Source organism: Streptomyces fuscichromogenes, assembly GCF_014645815.1.
Classification (GTDB): Bacteria; Actinomycetota; Actinomycetes; order Streptomycetales; family Streptomycetaceae; genus Streptomyces; species Streptomyces fuscichromogenes.
In genome coordinates, this window is the sequence record NZ_BMML01000031.1 from 24,530 (window position 1) to 43,037 (window position 18,508).

17 protein-coding genes and 1 pseudogene are annotated in these 18,508 nt (G+C 70.2%); 5 read left to right on the forward strand and 13 right to left on the reverse strand.

Annotated features, from left to right (window positions below; all coding sequences use genetic code 11):
* Positions 1–54 precede the first annotated feature (54 nt).
* Positions 55–1,482, forward strand: coding sequence for a pyruvate kinase (gene pyk / locus IEZ11_RS42675; RefSeq protein ID WP_189268461.1), 1,428 nt, complete (start codon positions 55–57; stop codon positions 1,480–1,482).
* A gap of 93 nt (positions 1,483–1,575) precedes the next feature.
* Here pyk and IEZ11_RS42680 read toward each other — a convergent pair whose 3' ends face one another.
* The 4 genes from IEZ11_RS42680 to IEZ11_RS42695 form a co-directional block, all read right to left on the reverse strand.
* The gene (locus tag IEZ11_RS42680; protein ID WP_189268462.1) at positions 1,576–2,946 is read right to left on the reverse strand and encodes a hypothetical protein; all 1,371 of its coding nucleotides are present in this window, start codon (positions 2,944–2,946) and stop codon (positions 1,576–1,578) included.
* On the reverse strand, positions 2,936–3,493 hold the full coding sequence (locus IEZ11_RS42685; RefSeq protein ID WP_189268463.1) for a DUF6114 domain-containing protein: 558 nt from the start codon (positions 3,491–3,493) through the stop codon (positions 2,936–2,938). The genes IEZ11_RS42680 and IEZ11_RS42685 overlap by 11 nt, the downstream gene beginning before the upstream one ends.
* Positions 3,494–3,631: 138 nt before the next feature.
* A complete protein-coding gene (locus IEZ11_RS42690) occupies positions 3,632–4,279 on the reverse strand; it encodes a DUF6230 family protein (RefSeq protein ID WP_189268464.1) in 648 nt (215 codons plus the stop codon).
* Between the two features lie 646 nt (positions 4,280–4,925).
* Positions 4,926–5,897 (reverse strand): tetratricopeptide repeat protein, encoded by a 972-nt coding sequence (locus IEZ11_RS42695; protein WP_189268465.1) that lies wholly within the window; start codon positions 5,895–5,897, stop codon positions 4,926–4,928.
* Positions 5,898–6,129: 232 nt separating this feature from the next.
* Here IEZ11_RS42695 and IEZ11_RS42700 point away from each other — a divergent pair, with 232 nt between their 5' ends.
* The gene (locus tag IEZ11_RS42700) at positions 6,130–6,759 is read left to right on the forward strand and encodes a TetR/AcrR family transcriptional regulator (protein WP_189268466.1); all 630 of its coding nucleotides are present in this window, start codon (positions 6,130–6,132) and stop codon (positions 6,757–6,759) included.
* Between the two features lie 34 nt (positions 6,760–6,793).
* Here the strand turns inward: IEZ11_RS42700 and IEZ11_RS42705 are convergent, their stop codons facing one another.
* From IEZ11_RS42705 to IEZ11_RS42725, 5 genes are all read right to left on the reverse strand, one after another.
* A complete protein-coding gene (locus IEZ11_RS42705) occupies positions 6,794–7,486 on the reverse strand; it encodes a hypothetical protein (protein WP_189268467.1) in 693 nt (230 codons plus the stop codon).
* Entirely contained in the window at positions 7,483–7,911 is a 429-nt protein-coding gene (locus IEZ11_RS42710) for a DUF6086 family protein (RefSeq protein ID WP_189268468.1), read from the reverse strand. The genes IEZ11_RS42705 and IEZ11_RS42710 overlap by 4 nt, the downstream gene beginning before the upstream one ends.
* A complete protein-coding gene (locus IEZ11_RS42715) occupies positions 7,899–11,702 on the reverse strand; it encodes a hypothetical protein (RefSeq protein WP_189268469.1) in 3,804 nt (1,267 codons plus the stop codon). The genes IEZ11_RS42710 and IEZ11_RS42715 overlap by 13 nt, the downstream gene beginning before the upstream one ends.
* 463 nt (positions 11,703–12,165) lie before the next feature.
* Positions 12,166–13,866: a coenzyme B12-dependent isobutyryl-CoA mutase large subunit gene (icmA, locus tag IEZ11_RS42720; protein ID WP_189268470.1), complete on the reverse strand. Its 1,701-nt coding sequence runs from the start codon at positions 13,864–13,866 to the stop codon at positions 12,166–12,168.
* Between the two features lie 90 nt (positions 13,867–13,956).
* A complete protein-coding gene (locus IEZ11_RS42725; protein WP_189268471.1) occupies positions 13,957–14,301 on the reverse strand; it encodes a DUF3817 domain-containing protein in 345 nt (114 codons plus the stop codon).
* Between the two features lie 283 nt (positions 14,302–14,584).
* Between IEZ11_RS42725 and IEZ11_RS42730 the strand changes: the two genes are divergently transcribed.
* A complete protein-coding gene (locus tag IEZ11_RS42730) occupies positions 14,585–15,805 on the forward strand; it encodes an RNA-guided endonuclease InsQ/TnpB family protein (protein ID WP_189268472.1) in 1,221 nt (406 codons plus the stop codon).
* Between the two features lie 34 nt (positions 15,806–15,839).
* Here IEZ11_RS42730 and IEZ11_RS42735 read toward each other — a convergent pair whose 3' ends face one another.
* The 4 genes and pseudogenes from IEZ11_RS42735 to IEZ11_RS42750 all read right to left on the reverse strand — a co-directional run bounded on the left by IEZ11_RS42735 (position 15,840) and on the right by IEZ11_RS42750 (position 17,448).
* Complete coding sequence (locus IEZ11_RS42735) at positions 15,840–16,349, reverse strand: MarR family winged helix-turn-helix transcriptional regulator (RefSeq protein WP_189268473.1); 510 nt, start codon at positions 16,347–16,349, stop codon at positions 15,840–15,842.
* A gap of 10 nt (positions 16,350–16,359) precedes the next feature.
* Positions 16,360–16,817 (reverse strand): annotated as a pseudogene (locus IEZ11_RS42740) (MFS transporter); the annotation flags it as partial.
* On the reverse strand, positions 16,814–17,107 hold the full coding sequence (locus IEZ11_RS42745) for an MTH1187 family thiamine-binding protein (protein ID WP_189268474.1): 294 nt from the start codon (positions 17,105–17,107) through the stop codon (positions 16,814–16,816). The gene IEZ11_RS42745 and the pseudogene IEZ11_RS42740, both read right to left, overlap by 4 nt.
* Positions 17,104–17,448, reverse strand: a complete 345-nt coding sequence (locus IEZ11_RS42750) for a DUF3817 domain-containing protein (protein WP_189268475.1) — start codon at positions 17,446–17,448, stop codon at positions 17,104–17,106. Before IEZ11_RS42750 ends, IEZ11_RS42745 begins: the two co-directional genes overlap by 4 nt.
* 96 nt (positions 17,449–17,544) lie before the next feature.
* On the opposite strand from IEZ11_RS42750, the gene IEZ11_RS42755 reads away from it, so the two are divergent.
* Positions 17,545–17,799, forward strand: coding sequence for a DUF6191 domain-containing protein (locus tag IEZ11_RS42755; RefSeq protein ID WP_229713703.1), 255 nt, complete (start codon positions 17,545–17,547; stop codon positions 17,797–17,799).
* Between the two features lie 76 nt (positions 17,800–17,875).
* Entirely contained in the window at positions 17,876–18,508 is a 633-nt protein-coding gene (locus IEZ11_RS42760; RefSeq protein WP_189268528.1) for an AIM24 family protein, read from the forward strand.

Sequence of the window (18,508 nt, forward strand, 5' to 3'; positions counted from 1 at the left end):
TATCTTCCACCAGACGGAATATTCCGTAGCGAAACAAACCGATAGGATCGCCCCATGCGCCGTTCGAAAATCGTCTGTACTCTCGGCCCCGCGGTCGACACCCACGACATGCTCGTCGCCATGATCGAGGCCGGCATGAACGTGGCCCGGTTCAACTTCAGCCACGGCTCGCACGCCGAGCACCAGGGGCGGTACGACCGCGTCCGGGCCGCCGCCAAGGAGACCGGCCGCGCCATCGGTGTGCTCGCCGACCTCCAGGGCCCGAAGATCCGTCTGGAGACCTTCGCCGAGGGACCGGTGGAGCTGGAGCGCGGTGACGAGTTCGTCATCACGACCGAGGACGTCCCGGGCGACAAGACCATCTGCGGTACGACCTACAAGGGCCTGCCGGGCGACGTCTCGCGCGGCGACCAGATCCTCATCAACGACGGCAACGTCGAGCTGAAGGTCCTGGACGTCGAGGGCGCGCGGGTCAGGACGATCGTCATCGAGGGCGGTGTCGTCTCCGACCACAAGGGCATCAACCTGCCCGGCGCGGCCGTCAACGTGCCCGCGCTGAGCGAGAAGGACATCGAGGACCTGCGGTTCGCGCTGCGCATGGGCTGCGACCTGGTCGCCCTGTCCTTCGTCCGGGACGCCAAGGACGTCAACGACGTCCACCGGATCATGGACGAGGAGGGCCGCCGGGTCCCCGTCATCGCCAAGGTGGAGAAGCCGCAGGCGGTGGAGAACATGGAGGACGTCGTGATGGCGTTCGACGGTGTGATGGTCGCCCGTGGTGACCTCGCCGTCGAGTACCCGCTCGAAAAGGTCCCCATGGTGCAGAAGCGCCTGATCGAGCTGTGCCGGCGCAACGCCAAGCCGGTGATCGTGGCGACCCAGATGATGGAGTCGATGATCACCAACTCCCGGCCGACCCGCGCCGAGGCCTCCGACGTGGCCAACGCGATCCTGGACGGCGCCGACGCGGTCATGCTCTCCGCCGAGTCCAGCGTGGGCGCGTACCCGGTGGAGACCGTCAAGACGATGTCGAAGATCGTCTCGGCGGCCGAGCAGGAGCTGCTCAGCAAGGGCCTGCAGCCGCTGGTCCCGGGCAAGAAGCCGCGCACGCAGGGCGGTTCGGTCGCGCGTGCCGCGTGCGAGATCGCCGACTTCCTCGGCGGCCGCGGCCTGGTGGCCTTCACCCAGTCCGGCGACACCGCCCGCCGGCTGTCCCGCTACCGCGCGCAGCAGCCGATCATCGCCTTCACCACCGACGAGAACACCCGCAACCAGCTCACCCTCAGCTGGGGCGTGGAGTCGCACGTGGTGCCGTTCGTGAACACCACGGACGAGATGGTCGACATGGTCGACCAGGAGCTCGCCAAGATCAACCGCTTCAACCCGGGCGACACCGTCATCATCACGGCCGGTTCGCCCCCCGGTGTCTCCGGCACCACCAACATGCTCCGCGTCCACCACATCGGCGGCATCAACAAGTGACGCTGCCGTAGGAGGACAGGACTGTGCCCCGCCGGGTTCGCACTCGGCGGGGCACAGTCTTCTCGCGGCTCCCGGACGGGTCTGTGGTGGCGGTCAGCCGGTTCCGTCGGTGGTGTAGAGGTGCATCCCGGGCACGTGCAGGGTGCCGCCGAACTGGGCCGCCTGGACGACCTTCACGTTGGTGAAGTAGATCAGCGGGATGTTCAGCGGCGGCGGGTTGTCCACGTCGAACGTGATCGGGATCAGGCCGAACAGGTTGCCGGAGATGGACTCCGTGTACATCGTCGTGGTGCCGCCGCGGATCGTGGACGTCGAACCGGACGCGGCCTGCACGTGGTAGGTCTTGCCGATGGTCTTGTCCTTGACCGTCTGGTGCAGGTCACCGATGTCGGTGCCACCGGAGATGACGTACTTCAGCACCTTCTTGGTCTTGCCGTCGGCCGTCTTCACCGTGACGATGCCCTGGTAGTCGGCGCTCTTCAGCGTCAGCGAGCTGGCGCTCAGGTACCAGGGGTCGTCCGCGACCGCGACCTTGTTGTCGACACCGCTCACATCGTCGGTGGCGGCCTCGCAGTCGTCGGCCGACGTGCTGGAGCTCGCGGAGGTGCTCGGCGACGCACTGGACGTGGCATCCGCGGCCGCCTTGGTGGCGTCGGCCGCCGCCTCGGTCGCCGTGTCGGTGGTGTCCTTCACGGTGTCCGTGACCTTCTTGACGGTCTTGGACACGGTGTCGGAGCCGCTGTCGTCGCTGGACGACGAGGACGAGTCCGACTTCTCCGAGGACGCCGAGGAGGAGTCCGCGGTCGCGGACGCCGACGGCGAGGGAGTCGCGCTCGCGGTGGAGTCCGACGAGGACGAACTCGTCGTGCTGCCGCCGCTGAGGATGCTGGTGATCGCGTCCCCGATGGAGTCCAGCAGACCGCCGCTGCCGCTGCTCGCGGAGGCCGACGGCGACGGGGTGGCCGTGCTGCCGGAGTCCGACGAACCGGACCCGGACGAGTCCGAGGAACCCGAATCGTCCGAGGACGAGGACGACTTGGACGCGGACGGCTTCGGCGTGGCCGTGTCGTCGGAACCCGAGTCCGACGAGGACGAACTGCCGGACGACGTCGAGTCCTTCGCGTCGGACGAGGCCGTGGCCGACGGCGTGGCCGAGTCCTTGGCATCGTCGCTCGCCGAGGCGGAGGGCGAGGCCGAGTCCAGGGCCGCGACACAGTCCTTGTAGTCCTCGGCGAGGCTCTTCGACGACGAGGACGACGTGTTGTTGGTGTCGGCGATCGCCAGCGACGACGTGAACCCGAAGCCCATGAGCACGGCCGTCGGCATCGCCACGGACGCTATGGCCTTGCCCGCGGGCATGTGGAACCTGGTGAACAGCGGCTTCTTGGGTGCCGCGTGGCGCGGCCCGGTTCTCACACGGGACTCGTCCACATCAGTCCCGTGGGTCACCTCGTCAGCCGGCACTGTGCCTCCCGTTCGCCCCGTTCACCGGGCTCGTTCCTGACAGGTCGTTCGACTCGTCCACGCCCTCACCCTCCGGGCCCGTGAAGTACGCGGCCTCTTCCGGCGCGTCGTCCCCGGCCGGCGGGATCTCGCCCTCCGGCTGCGGCTTCGGGGGCGCGCCCGGGGACCAGGCCACGGCCATCGCACCGCCGATGAGGGCGAGCAGGAAGCCCATGACGAAGCCACCGAAGTTGGACACGGGGAGGGACACCAGCGCCAGCAGGATCGCGGCGATTCCCGCGAACGTGCGGATGTGCTTCTGGTACCAGAGGCTGATGCCCAGGACGACGAGCAGCACGCCGATGATCAGGGATCCGGCCCCCGCGGTGGTGGCCATGGCCACCGTGAGGTTGCCGATCTGGAGATGCGCGTACGGGAAGTACATGATCGGGAAACCGGCGAGCAGGATGTACAGACCGGCCCAGAACGGCCGGGTGCCCCGCCAGGAGCGGAACTGCAGCCTCCGGCGGGTGAACTGGCCGGTTGCGGCAGGAGTCTCGGCGCTCATGGAAAACAGCTCCCTGGTGCGGCGTTGCTGTGGTGGTGATGCTGTGTGGCGCGGTGGTGGTTCCTTTTACCGCGGTTGAAGACCGTGGGACGGTGGAGGGCGGGGGTGCCTTCGGCTCCCCCGCCCGTCACAGAGTGCTCAGTAGCACTCCGCTCCCGACGTCGAGATCGACATGTGCAGACCGCTGAGCTTGAAGGTTCCGGCGGTGGTGGCCCACGCCGTCTGCTTCACGCCGGACAGCGAGGCGTGGTCCGCCTCCTGCGCGAACCCGTACGGGTTCGTCTGCTGCTTGTTGACCTCGTCGGACTTGACGCCCGGACCCTTGGTCGAGCTGCTGGCCGCGACACCAATGTTGATGTTGGTGAACGTCGCGTCGGCGCTCAGGTCGTCGAGGTCGATGTACAGCTTGCTGGCCTCGACCGGCTTGCTGCTGTCGGTGCCCGCGTGCAGGATCAGGCTGACGTTCCCGAAGATCGGAACGTTCGGGGTGACCACGGACTGGCACAGGTTGGTGATGGTCGCGGTGTTGAACGCCGAGACCGCCACCGGGTGGATGGTGCTCTTACCCGCGAGGGTGTAACCCGAGTCCACGGCACCGTACTGAACGAAGCCGTCGCCCTCGAGCTGGTCGGCCGTGACCTTGAACTGCTGGCCCGACACGCTGAACGACGCGGCGAGAGCACCCTGCGCGAGGGCGACACCTATACACGCCGTGGCGGCAACGCTGGGCACCATGACCACAGCGAAGCGCTTCCATCTGGTCCCGCCACGCACCTGGGACTCCATATTTCCTCCTTCTCGGACGTACATCTCCTGGCCCGGTATCGCCCCCAACGGCGGCTCGGCCGGGCAGGGATGGGAGAAGTGCTACGTCCTCGGAAGGGGAGCGCCCGCACTCGGAGGCACGAACCGCACCTCGATCACCGGCGATCACCCCCGAGCGACAACCACTGGTCGCGCCTGACACGCATCACGCACAACCTTGCTGGACAGGCTTCGCCGCAAGAGCGAAGACCCCCCTGCCCAAGAGCCGGCGTCACTGCCGCCGACTCTGCTCGGTGGGGACCCACCTGAACCCTTGGCCCGACTGGTTGTCGGGGTACGGGAATGGACCGAGCGTCGCCGATCGTGGTGCATTCTCGCCGCCCGCACAAGGGGCTTCGTTACTGGGTAGTAACGGGCGGATAACCGCGGGACGACCCACCGGTCTCGGAGCGCGACTCTGGGTGGCATCCAGGGGATGGGCAAAGCAGTTGATCCGTGGACAGAATCAGACAGATCAGCTGGCCTGATTTACTCCAAGTAACAGCGGCCGCGATTACCAAGATTTGGTAAAGAGCGGCCGCTGTGGTCCCGCGTCGGCAAATCTTTCACTCGGGCATCACATGACGTGACGTTTAGCGACTGGTCAGAACCGTGTTCAGACCGTGATTCAGAACAGCGCCCGCGCCAGCGCCCGGCGCGCGCCCACCACCCGGGGGTCGTCGGTGCCCACGACCTCGAAGAGCTCAAGAAGCCGCCGCCGTACGGCATCCCGGTCGTCCCCGGCGGTCCGCTGCACGGTCTCGATCAGCCGCCCGAAGGCGTCCTCGACATGCCCGCCCACGAGATCCAGGTCGGCGGCCGCGATCTGCGCCTCGGCATCGGCCGGCTTCTCGGCCGCGTCCTTGCGCACCGCCTGCGGGTCCATCCCCTGCACCCGCTGGAGCAACTCGGCCTGCGCGAGCCCCAGCTTGGCCTCGCTGTTGGCCGGGTCGTCGCTCAGCACGTTCCGGTACGCCTGGACCGCACCGGCGAAGTCGCCCGCGTCCAGCGCCACGACGGCGGCTTCGAGGAGCGCGTCGTGCGGCCCCTCCGGCAGCGCGGGCTCCGGCTGGGCACCCGGGTCCGCGTCGGGGTCGACGACGAGGCCGGTCAGCCCGAACCGCTGCTCGGCGACCTGCACCAGCTGATCCAGCGTCTCCCTGATCTGCGCCTCACCGGCCGCGCCCTGGAAGAGCGGCAGCGCCTGCCCGGCGACGACGGCGAACACCGCCGGGATCCCCTGGACCCCGAACTGCTGCATCAGCATCTGGTTGGCGTCGACGTCGATCTTCGCCAGCAGGAAGCGGCCGTCGTACTCGACCGCGAGGCGCTCCAGGACCGGGCTCAGCTGCTTGCAGGGCTGACACCACTCGGCCCAGAAGTCGATGACGACAGGGACTTCGGCGGATCGCTGGAGGACATCGCGTTCGAAGCCGGCTTCGTCGACGTCGATGACGAGGTCGGCCGGGGAGACGGCGCCGGCCCCACCGTGCCGGGCCGCTTCGGCGCGGGCCTGCTCGGCTTTGGTCTTGGCCTCCTGGGCCGCCTTGACCGCGGCGAGGTCGACGACGCCGCTCATGGACATGTTCCGTGGCTGCATGCGTCTATCCTCCCCCGTTCCCGCGCGTGTGTGAAAAGCGTTGTGAAAGCCGGGCCGAACGTCTGTTTCTCAGCGGCGCCGGGTCCCCACCCCACGCCATGGTCGTCGCCCGTGCGGTCACCCACGAGCTTTCGCTACGCCTCGTAGCGTAATACCATCCGGGACCCTCGCGACACCCCGTTCCGGTGATCTCCCTCACGGCATCACATGAACCGCCGGTTATGGTCGTGGGATGCAGAGCCGCACCCCCGCCAGCCGTACCGGCCGCCCGCGCAACGCCGCCGCGGACACGGCGATCCTGGCGGCGACGCGGCAGGCACTGGTCGAACTGGGCTGGTCCAAGCTCACCCTGGGAGACGTGGCCACCCGGGCCGGGGTCGCGAAGACGACGCTCTACCGCCGCTGGGCGGGCAAGAACGAGCTCGTCGTCGACGCGGTGGCGGAACTCTTCGACGAACTGGAGCTCCCCGACCGCGGCAGCCTGGCGAACGACATCGAGGGCGTGGTGCTCCAGTTCGCGGCGATCCTGGACCGCCCGGAGGCCCGCAGCGGCCTGATGGCGGCGGTCGCCGAGTCGACCCGGGACGACGCGCTGCGGGAACGTATCCGCGCCTCCATCGTGGACCGCCAGAAGCGGCTGGTCCTGGAGGGCCGGGCCCGCGCCCAGTGCCGGGGCGAACTCCCCTCCGAGCCGGACCCGGAGGAGGCCGCCCGTACGGTGGACCTGATCTTCGACATGGTGGCGGGCGCGGTGGTCCACCGCACCCTGATGAGCGGCAAGCCGGCCGACGCGGAGTGGGTGCGGGACTTCACCCGCGTCCTGCTGCTGGGCCTGGCGGGCGGGACGCAGGACACCCCGTAGGCGTCCCGCGCCCCGCCCGCCGGTCCGGCGGCGGTCAGCCGCCGAGCCGTGCCACCTGGGCGGCCACCACGGCATCGGGGATCGCCCCGTCCTCGGGGTGCAGCATGTTCACCCCGTAGAACCCGGCGACGACGTCTCCCGACCGGACCACCCGGTAGTTCATGGTGAGCCGCTGCCCGCCCACGTCGGCGGTCACCCGGAAGGCGGCCTCCCCGGATCCGGGCGACTTGACGCGCCGGACCGAGTGGTAGGTGAGTCCCACGGTCGTGAAAGAGCCCCGGCACCTGTCCACGGCGGTGTCGACCGCGGCCAGCGCCCGGGCGGCACGGCCGTCGCCGTACGAGGACAGCCAGATGTTCCCGACGGTCGCGTCCTTCGGGTCGACCGGCTCGACCGTGCGGAACACCTCCGCGGCCGGCTGCACCGGCAGGTGACCGCCGATCAGTGCGCCGATGGGCGCGCACTCCTTGCGGTTCACGGCATACCCGCCCTCGGGCGGGATGTCCCGGGCGGCCGTCCTGGTCACCCGGTAACCCGCGACCGTGCCCACCAGGGCGGCCTTGTCGAGGGCGCCCTTGCCGAGGGCCGCCCCACCGGGCGCGGTGCGCGCCGACCCGTTCGCCGGCTCCGTTCCTGCCCTGTCCCGGTCCGCGTCCGCACCGCAGGCGGCCGTGGCGACGAGGACGGCCCCGACGAGTACCGCCGTGATCCCCGCGGTGGTTCTCATGCCCCGTCGCCCCAGAAGTGGACTGCGCCGTCCTGCTGTTCCACGACGTGCCCGCGCAGGACGCGGTCGCGGTCGCGTGCCCACTCCAGGTAGGCGCGTTCGGCAGGGCCGGCTCCGGTGATCTCGATGCCACTCCGGTCGGCCAGCATGATCATCACCGGGAGCAGTCCGTCCAGCAGGGTCATGAACTCGTGGTGACCGGTGGAACCGCGCCTCTTCAGGGCGGCTCCGACGAACACGGCGTACTGGCCGGTGTCCACCGTCACCCAGTCACCGGAGACGTCGTCGAGCCCGGTCGGCACCTTCAGGACCAGGGAGCCCAGGGCGTTGACACCGCCCATGAAGAGCTGGCCGACCGCCAGGGCCGGTTCCCAGACGTCCTCGTCGGTGTCGCTCAGGGTGAAGATGTAACTCAATTCGGCCACCAGAATCGGATGTCGAGGTCGGGGTGGATCCGGCGGAGCTCAGCGATGCGCTTCTCCACCAGGGCCTTCATTCCGGGGTTGATCGTGTTGATCGCGGGATCCTCGAAGCGGATGCCGATGGGGGCGCCTTCGTAGCCGCGCAGGAAGGGGCGGGCCCGTAGGTAGGAGTCGACCTTCTTGCCGACGTGCTTGTTCACCCACTTCTGCATCTGCTCCTGGGTGAGTGTGACCCGCGTGGCCGTCTTGTTCTCCCACAGCACACCGTCCTTGACCAGGTCGATGTCACCGATGGTGTCACTCAGATCGGTCGGGTTGTCGATCTGGACCTCGGAGTCTCCCTCCTTCAGGTGGTACTTGCCGTCGGATCCGAGCTTCGGCCGGCCCTTGTCCGGGAACGTGACGTTCTTGCAGCTCTCGGCCCCGGAATGACTGCACGGCGTGCTGGACTTGCCGATCGAGCCCTTGTCGGGCTCCTTCTTCGCCGCCTCGATGGCCTTGCGGAGCTGGTCCAGCGTGCGCTTGCCCCACTCCGCCTCCTCGAAGAACTTGCCGATCTTCGCGCCGATCAGGGCGATCGCCCTCGTCACCGCCGGGAGCTTGCCCACCAGCGCGACCAGGCTGGCCGCGTTGACCACGGTCCACAGACAGCTCTCCACGTCGCCCTGCCCGAAGCAGCGCTTGGCGTCGTTGACACCGATGACCTCCAGGAGGACGTCGGCGCCGTTCTTCTTGATCCAGTCGATGACGGACGCGGCGACCGCGGCACTGGCCGCGTCCCAGTCGTCCACGCACGCCTGTCCGCAGGTCTTCAGCAGCAGGGCACGGTCGTCGGCGGTCAGCCGGGCGTCGGCGCCGGAGACACCCGTGTCACCGCTCTCCATGGCATTGCGGCGCTCCTCGGCCAGGCGTCGGCGTTCCGCCTCCTCCGCGCGATCCGCCGCCTTCTGGGCGTCGCCTGCCGCCTTGTCGGCGTTGTCGGCGGCGTCCTGCGCACCGGCGGCGTCACTCGCCGCGCTGCGCGCCGAGAAGTCCGCCGCGTCCGCCTGGTCCGTGGCGTCCTTGGCGGCCTGCCGGGCCCCGGCGGCGCTCTTCTCCGCCTGCGTCGCCTCGTTGTCGGCGGCCGCTGCCTCCGCCTCGGCGCTGTTCGCCGACAGGGTGGCGTTCACCGCGCTGCCGCCGGCCGCGACCGCGTAGCCGTCGGCGTCGCCCGCGAGCTTCGTCGCCGCGTCGGCGGCCGTCCGCGCCTCCTTGGCCGAGGCCTGCGCGTTCTTGTAGGCGGTCGCCGCACGCGAGGCGTCCTTCGCCGCCTGCGCCGACGCGGTGGCCGCGGCCTTGTCGTCCTTGCTCGCCTTGTCCGCGAGAGCCTGTGCGTCCTTGGCCATGCGCTGGGCCTCGGCGGACTTGGCCTCGGCCGCCTTGGCCTGCTGCTCGGCGAGGGACAGGGCCTGCTGTCCGGTGAGGACCGCGAACGCGGCGGCGGAGTCGGTCTCCTGATATGCCGTGCCCATGGAGATCGCCGTCGTCGCCGGCGCCCGTGCCCTGTCGGCCGAGTCGCGCGCGGCGAGCGCGGCCTGCGTGGTCGCGTACGCCTCGCCGACGGTCTCCGCCGCCGACTTGGCCGTCTTGAGGGCCTCGTCGTGCGCGGCGACGGCGTTGTCGTGGGCGACCTTCGCCTGCTCCTTGGCCTTCGCCGCCTCCTCTCCGGCCTTCCGCGCGTTGTCGGCGGCCTCCCCGGCGGCCTCGATCGCGTCGGCCGCGGCGGCGTGCGCGGTCTGCGCGGCGCTGAACGCGCCCCAGTAGGAGTCCCAGGCCTCGTCCGAGGCCTGGCGGGACTTCGCCGCGCTCGCCTTGGCCTTGGTAGCGGCGGCACGGGCGTTCACGGCCGCCGTCGTGGCGTCGGCGGCGGCGCTGCGGGCACCGGCGGCGTCGGCGGCGGCCCGGTCGGCGGCCGAACGCGCCTCGGTGGCGGCCTTCTTGGCGTCGGCGGCGGCATCGGTGCCCACGGCAGCCGCGGCGGCCGATTCCAGGGCGGCGGCACGGGACTCGTAGGCCTTCTCGGTCCGTTCCGCCTCGTACGCCTTGTCTCGGGCGAACTCCGCGTCGGACTCGGCCTGTTCGGCGGCGGCCCGCTTCGCGGAGGCGGTGTCCGCCGCGCTGTCGGCGTCACCGCGGGCACCGGTCGCCGAGTTCTTCAGCCCCTGGGCCCGCAGTTCCGAGGCTTCCGCCTTGCCGCGCTCCGAGGCGGCCGTGGCACGGTAGGCGGCGGCGTTGGCCCGCTCGCGTTCCGCCGTGGCCGCCTTGGCAGCCGCGTTCTCGGCCTGCTGACGGGCGATCTCCTTCTGCTCGGCGGCGGTCTTCTGCGCGTTCTTGGCCGTGGTCGCGTTCTGGGCGGCCTTGGCGGCATAGGCCTCGGCGGAGTCCGCGGCGCTCCTGGCCTGGCGTGCGGCCTCCTCGGCGGCCACCCGGCGGAACTCGGTGTTCACCGCGTGCGCCTTGGTCTGCGCGAGTCCGAGCAGGGTGGCCGTGTCCTTGGCGGTGGCCCTGGCCGCGTTGGACGCCGCCTGGGCCGCCTGCGAGGCCGCCTCGGCCGCGGCGGACGACGCCTTGGCCACCTGCACGGACTGCTGCGCGTACACCAGACCGCGCCCGCGCGGCTCCTGACGGGAGTCGGCGATCCTGTACGCGTCGCCCTGCGCGGTGTCGGCACGCCCGGCGGCGGCCTTCGCCGCGGCGGCCAGCTTGACCGCCTTGTCGGCGGCCGCGGCGGCGTTGGCACGCGCCTTCGTCAGATCCTTGCCGGCCTTGTCGAAGACGCTCTTGGCGGGGCGCAGGATGTCGTCGGCCGGCCGGCCCGCCCAGTACTTCTGCCACAGCAGGATCTGCTCGGCGAGCCAGGCCTGTCCGACGGAGTCGATCATCGCGTCGGTGGCGTCCCGCACGGCCTTCGAGGCGTCCGACTCCGCCGTGATGATCGTGGCCCGCTGCCCGGCCTGGGCCGCGTACTCCTGCTCCCACTCGGCGCCGGCGGTCAGAACGACCTGGTTCATGACCCTGCGCGCGTCGACCGGGTTGAGGCTGTCGCAGGCTCCGAACGCGCCCTTGAGGGCCTCGACCTCCACCCGGAACTCGGCGGTGTCCGCCGCGGGCGCCTGGTCGGGATAGCCGCCGTGCCGCAGGTAGTAGGCGAGGTCGGAGGCCGTCGTGCCGCGGTAGGCCGGCCGGCCGGCGTCCCTGAGGGTGTCCGCGGCGGCCTGGTCGTTCCAGGTGTCCTTGCCCTTGTTCGCGTTGTAGACCGCGGTGGCCTGGTCGATGGCGGCCTTGCTCGGCACGGCGTGGCCGTCCTGCCCGAAACTCTTGAGCAGGTCCAGGCCCGCGCCGACCGTGAAGTCGGTGACCGCTTTGTCGAACTCCGGCGCGATCAGCGTGATCTCGTCGCTGTCGGAGGTCTGGGCGTAGACCTTGTTGGCCGCTTCGAGATCCGACTTGCGCTTGCGGGAACGGTCCAGATAGGTGGAGACGGAATCCCGGTCGGTGTCCATCGCGGTGCCCATCTGGGCGTAGCCGTCGGCCGGGGTGCCGATGACCGCGTGGAGTTGGCCGTCGCCGGCCGTCAGGCCCTCGATCGCCTTTGCCTTCATCGTCGGACCACCGGCGTGCAGGGCGAATCCGGCGGTGCAGCGGTCGAGTCGGGCCTGTTCGCCGATGCTGTTGCGGTAGAAGCCGGTGTCCGGCTCGTCGGCGGCGCGCGGGGCGCCGAACGCGGGAGCAACGGATATCAGGCCGGCGACCACGGAGGTCGAGACGGTGAGGACGGTGGCCGCGGTGAGGCGTTGCCGAAACCGTCGTCTGTGACGCGGTGCTCTTTCGGACCGCGCTGATGTGCGCACTGCTTCCCCCTCGGAAGTGGCGGGTGCCGACGGCACGCCGAGGGGAGGAAGCAGGGCACGTCACGGCCACAGCCGGCGTCACGGATGCGTGGCGCTCCCCCAGGCGCGCCGAGATGAGGGCGTCACGGCCTGGCGGACTGGTCAGATCCGGCCGGGCGCCCAGGTCACCATAGACATGGGCTTGACCTACATATCAAGAGCCCTTTGCCTGGCCCGCTCACCTACGGTCACCACGGCGCCGACGGCCCGGCGGGGAAGATCGGCGACACAACCTGTGCAAGCCTTGCGCGGCGCGCCTTCGCCGTCTCCCCGCGGCCGGCACAGAACGTCATCGTGAGGTGTACATCACATATCGACGCGCCCTCCGTCAGAACCCCGGCGGCTCCGTGTACACCCCCCACTCGTCCCGGAGCACCCCGCAGATCTCACCGAGGGTCGCTTCGGCGCGTACCGCGTCGAGCATCGGGGCGATCATGTTGGCGCCGGACCGCGCCGCCCCCAGCATCGCGTCCAGCGCGGCACGCACCGCGCTCTCGTCCCGCGCGGCCTTCCGCTCACCGAGCGTCCGCACCTGCTCGCGCTCCACCTCGTGCGAGACCCGCAGGATCTCCAGGTCCCCGGTGACGGACCCGGTGTGCACGTTGACGCCGACGACCCGCTTGTCGCCCTTCTCCAGCGCCCGCTGGTACTGGAAGGCGGACTCGGCGATCTCGCCGGTGAACCAGCCGTCCTCGATGCCCCGCAGGATCCCGGACGTGACCGGCCCGATCGGGTGCCGCCCGTCCGGACGGGCGCGCAGCCCCCGCTCCTTGATCTGGTCGAAGATCTTCTCGGCGTCGGCCTCGATCCGGTCGGTGAGCTGCTCGACGTACCAGGAACCGCCCAGCGGATCCGCCACGTTGGCGACCCCGGTCTCCTCCATGAGCACCTGCTGGGTGCGCAGCGCGATCTCTGCGGCCTGCTCGCTCGGCAGCGCGAGGGTCTCGTCCAGGGCGTTGGTGTGCAGCGAGTTGGTCCCGCCGAGCACCGCCGCCAGCGCCTCCACGGCCGTCCGCACCACGTTGTTGTAGGGCTGCTGGGCGGTCAGGGAGACCCCGGCGGTCTGGGTGTGGAAGCGCAGCCACTGCGACTTGTCCGACCGGGAGCCGTAGACGTCCCGCATCCAGCGCGCCCAGATCCGGCGCGCCGCGCGGAACTTGGCGATCTCCTCGAAGAAGTCGACGTGCGCGTCGAAGAAGAAGGAGAGTCCGGGCGCGAACACGTCCACGTCGAGGCCGCGGCTCAACCCCAGCTCCACGTAACCGAAGCCGTCCGCGAGCGTGTAGGCCAGCTCCTGCGCGGCCGTCGCACCCGCCTCGCGGATGTGGTAGCCCGACACGGACAGCGGCTTGTACGCGGGGATGCCGGCCGCGCAGTACTCCATCAGGTCGCCGATCAGCCGCAGATGGGGTTCGGGCTGGAACAGCCACTCCTTCTGGGCGATGTACTCCTTGAAGATGTCGGTCTGCAGCGTGCCGTTGAGGACCGACGGGTCGACGCCCTGCCGTTCGGCGGCGACCAGGTACATGCAGAAGACGGGCACGGCGGGCCCGCTGATCGTCATGGACGTCGTGACGTCGCCCAGCGGGATGTCCTTGAACAGGACCTCCATGTCGGCGGCGGAGTCGACGGCCACCCCGCAGTGCCCGACCTCGCCGAGCGAGCGCGGGTCGTCGGAGTCGCGCCCCATGAGGGTCGGCATGTCGAACGCGACGGACAGACCGCCGCCGCCGTGGCCGAGGATCATCTTGTAGCGCTCGTTGGTCTGCCCGGCGTTGCCGAACCCGGCGAACTGCCGGATGGTCCAGGTCCGCCCGCGGTAGCCGGTCGGATACAGCCCGCGCGTGAAGGGGTACTCCCCCGGCCAGCCGATCCGCTCGAATCCCTCGTACGTGTCACCCGGCCTGGGTCCGTACACCGGCTCGACGGGGTCACCGGAGAGCGTGGTGAAGTCGGCGTCCCGCTTGCGGGCCGCGTCGTAGCGGGCCTGCCAGCGTCGGCGGCCCTCCTCGATGGCGTCAGCGTCCATACCATCGAATTTACTAGGACGTCCAAGTAAATGTCGACGGAGAACCGCCGTACGGGTGTCCGTACGGCGGTACGGCCCGGGGCCTGCGCCCTAGGCCTGGACCTTGGCGGCCACCGGAGTGCCCTCGGCGACCTTGGCGTCGAGCTCGCGGGTGACCTTGCGTTCCACGAAGAAGGCGGCGGTCGGGATCGTGCCCGCCAGCAGCACCCACAGCTGCTTGCCGACCGGCCACTTCGCCTTGGAGCCCAGGTCGAAGGCGAAGACCAGGTAGACGACGTAGAGCCAGCCGTGCGCGATGGCGACGACGCGCGTGACGTCGGCCGCACCGTCGATGTCCAGCCCGTACTTGGCGATCATGCTCAGGCACAGCAGCACCAGCAGGACACCGGTGACATAGGCCAGGACGCGGTAGCGGGTCAGCACGCTCTTTTTCATGGAGACGAGCGTAACCACCCGTTCCGGGAGATCTTGCCGCGGGTCACCGCTCGGCAGGCAGCAGGTTCACCTGGTGGCAGCGACGTGGAGCGTGACCGCATCCGGCCCGTGGACTCGGCGCGCCACCGCGTCCGACCGGCCGAGCCGAGCGAAGGCGAACGCATGTGCCTGTATTCGCCGATAAGGATGGCCGTGGCGGTAGGTCGGTGTGCGCGTGCGAATCTCGCTCGTATGGTCGTGTGAGAGCAGGGGGCATGACGAGTACGAGGGTGGGGGGTTCGGCATGGCGGAAGCAGCGGGGACCGATATCGCAGGCCATGCCCGGTACACCTACCGGCTGCGCGTGTCCTCTGTCACCCGCAGTGCCCTGGCGGCGGAGTGGGACCGGTGCCGCTGGGTATGGAACGAATGCGTCGCTACATCCGGGGCCGTACACCTGCGTAACAAGGCCACCGGGCGGAAGGCCACGTGCGGCCCGGCGCAGCTCGACAGGATGCTGACCGAAGCCCGCGCTCGCACACCGTGGCTACGTGAAGGCTCGTCGGTTCCCCAGCAGCAGGTCATCCGCGACTTCGGACGCTCCCGCGCCAAGGCGCACAAGGACATCCGGGAGCGGTTGCCGATGACGCGCCGGGCCGGTATGCCGCGGCACAAGAAGAAGCGCGAGGCGCGGGCGAGCCTGAACTACACCCGGCGTGGCTTCCGGCTGCGTCACGGCAGGCTGCATCTGGCGGGCGGCATCGTCGTGACGGTGGTGTGGTCGCGGGCCCTTCCGGCCGAGCCGTCCTCGGTGCGCGTGTACCAGGACAGCCTCGGGCACTGGTACGCCTCGTTCGTCGTCGCCGCCCAGACCGAACCCTTGCCGAAGACTGGTCAGGTGATCGGTGTCGACTGGGGCGTCAGGCAGACCGCCACCACCACGTCCGATGACCACGACCTGGTCCACGCCGGGCACGGCAGGAAGGCTCAGGCGAAGCTGACCCGGTACGACCGGATGATGGCCCGCCGCAGACCGGACAAGGGACAGCCGGGATCGAAGGGCTACGGCGAGGCGAAGAGGCTGCGCGCGAAGTCGTACAAGAAGGTCGCCCGGCAGCGGGAGGACACCGGCCGTAAGTGGGCCAAGAAGGTGGTCCGCGACCACGACGCCGCGGCCGTCGAGGACTTCAGGCCGAGGTTCCTGGCCAGGACCACCATGGCGCGTAAAGCCGCTGACGCCGCCATCGGCGCCACCAAGGCGGCTCTGGTCGAGATGGGCCGCAAGCACGGGCGGGACATCCGCCTTGTCCACCCCGCGTACACCACGATGGACTGCGCGCACTGCGGAGCGAGAGCCAAGCACGCACTGCCGCTGGGTGAGCGCACCTACACCTGCACCGCATGCCGGACCGTGTCCCCCAGGGACAGGAACTCCGCACGCGTGATGCTCGTCCGGGCTGGTCTCGACCCGGCTGGTGCCGATGGCGCAAGACCTCCTGGAGCGCTGCTCCAGGAGGCGGCCTGAGCCAGGAATCCCCTCCCTTCAGGGAGGGGAGGATTCAATCCTCGTCGAAGTCGCTCGCGGCGATCCGCAGCGGCCGCAGCATCGCGAAGATCTCCCCGCACTCCTCGGCGTCGTACACCCCGAGCCCGAAGTCCATCGCCATCAGGTCACGGGTGGCCGCCTCGACGACCTCGCGGCCCTTCTCGGTGATCGTGGCGAGCGTGCCGCGTCCGTCGTTGGGGTTGGGCCGCTTGTCGACGAGGCCGGACCTCACCAGCCGGTCGACGGTGTTCGTCACCGAGGTCGGGTGCACCATCAGCCGCTCACCGATCTTCGACATCGGCAGTTCGCCGGCCTTCGAGAAGGTGAGCAGCACCAGCGCCTCGTAGCGCGCGAACGTCAGCCCGTACGGCTTGACCACCGCGTCGACCTCGGCCAACAGGATCTGCTGGGCCCGCATGATCGAGGTGATCGCGGCCATCGACGGGACGCTTCCCCAGCGCCGCTTCCAGAGGTCGTCGGCTCGGGCGATGGGGTCGAAGGGAAGGCTGAGAGGCTTGGACACGCCACCGACCCTACCGGCCGGTCATATAGCGGTCAGCCGTGTCTCGGCTTTCGGTCACCTGCGCGTCGCCCCCGCCACCAGGCCCGCCACGGGAGCCGGCGGGGGACGCCGGGCTGCCGCGGCGAGGGCACAGCGGCAGGCCGCTCCCAGCACTCCGGCGCCCGCCACCGCGGTCCGCACCCCCACCGCCTCCGCGGCCACGCCCGCCAGCGTCATGCCGATGCCCTGGACGGTCATCAGCCCGGCACTGAGCACGGTCATGGCCCGGCCGCGCAGTTCCACGGGCACGGCCCGACGAACCGCTGGTCCGGGCCCGGCGTGTACGCCGAGCCGGGCGCCGGCGTACAGCTCCCCGGCGACCGTGCCGACCGGCAGCGCGCACATCAGCAGGCCGAGCCCCGGGGACCCGGCTGCCGGGGCTGCCGGGGCTGCCGGGGCTGCCGGGGCTGCCGGGGCTGCCGGGGCTATTCGGCCAGGTACTGCTCGACCGTCGCCACCTTGCTGGTGAGTCCGTCGGTGATGCCGGGCCGGATGTCCGCCTTGAGGACCAGGGAGACGCGCGGGGCGCGCTCCTCGACGACGGCGACGGCGCGCCTGACGACGTCCATGACCTGGTCCCACTCACCCTCGATCGAGGTGAACATGGCGTCGGTGCGGTTGGGCAGCCCCGACTCGCGGACCACCCGGACCGCGTCGGCGACGTACTCCCCCACGTCCTCGCCGACGCCCAGCGGCGTGACGGAGAAGGCGACAATCATGCGTTCACGGTCCCTTCCTGGCGGGCGCGGGACGCGATGACCGCGTCCTCGGCCTCGCGGCGCAGCTTGCGCTCCGCGAAGAAGCCGCCGGTCGGCAGGACGGAGAGGACGAAGTAGAAGGCGGCGGTCTTCGCCGACCACTTCGTGCGGTTCCAGGCGTCGGCCCAGAAGATCACGTAGAGGATGAACAGGACGCCGTGGATCGCGCCCATCACGGGCACCGCGTTGAAGTCCGTGGTCCGCTTGAGCACCGAGCAGACGAGGAGGATCAGGAAGGAGACGGCCTCCGGGGCGGAGACCAGGCGCAGGCGGCGGATGGCGGTGGCGGTCTTGATGTCCACGAGTCACCTTCGGTGGGAGAGACGTCCACTCTTTGTGAACGCGAGCACAAACGTTCAGCCATTGTGGCAAAGGGGCCGCGCGGACCCGGCGCGGGGGTGGGAGGCCGGGCCGGGCGGGCCGGAATGCTGCCGTGGCGGAACGCGGCGCGGCAGGGGCAGATCTCCGCGACCGGCTTCGAGCAGCTGCACGCGGCGCTCTTCCCGGGCAAGCGGCACGAGCTCAAGGAGCGGCAGAGCGCGCTGGTGCTGCGCGACGACGAGGAGGACGGCGCGCCGCCGAGGTCCAGGGTCGACCTGACGGTGGGAACGGCCGTGATACGCCTCCCCGGTGAGCGGCGGCCGCACCCCTAGGGGTCGGATCCGGGGTGACGTCCACCCGTGGGACCTGTCGCCGCCGTCTGCCTGCGACTACCTTCGCAGCGTGGCGATGTTCCGACTTCAGGGCAGCAAGGTGCTCGCCGTCGAGATGACCGGGGACGCCGTGAAGGCGAAGAACGGCTCGATGGTCGCGTACGACGGGCAGATGGCGTTCAAGAAGCTGAGCGGTGGCGGCGAGGGGCTGCGCGGGATGGTGACCCGGCGGCTCACCGGCGAGCAGATGACGGTGATGGAGGTGAAGGGGCACGGGACGTGCTGGTTCGCGGACCGGGCGTCCGAGATCAACCTGGTCGGCCTCCGGGGCGACAAGCTGTACGTCGAGTCGAGCAACCTGCTCGCGACCGACGCCGGCCTGCGCACCGGCACGACGTTCACCGGCCTGCGCGGCGCCTCCCAGGGAAACGGCCTGTTCACCACCACCGTCGAGGGCCACGGCCAGGCGGCGATCATGTCGGACGGCCCGGCGGTGGTGCTCAGAGTCAGCCCGCAGTACCCGCTGACCGTGGACCCGGGCGCCTACATCGCCCACCAGGGCAGCCTCCGCCAGTCCTTCCAGTCGGGGGTGACCTTCCGCACCTTCTTCGGGGAGGGCGGCGGGGAGGCCTTCCAGATCCGGTTCGAGGGGGACGGCCTGGTGTACGTACAGCCGAGCGAGCGCAACACGATCGCGGGGGACGTCTGA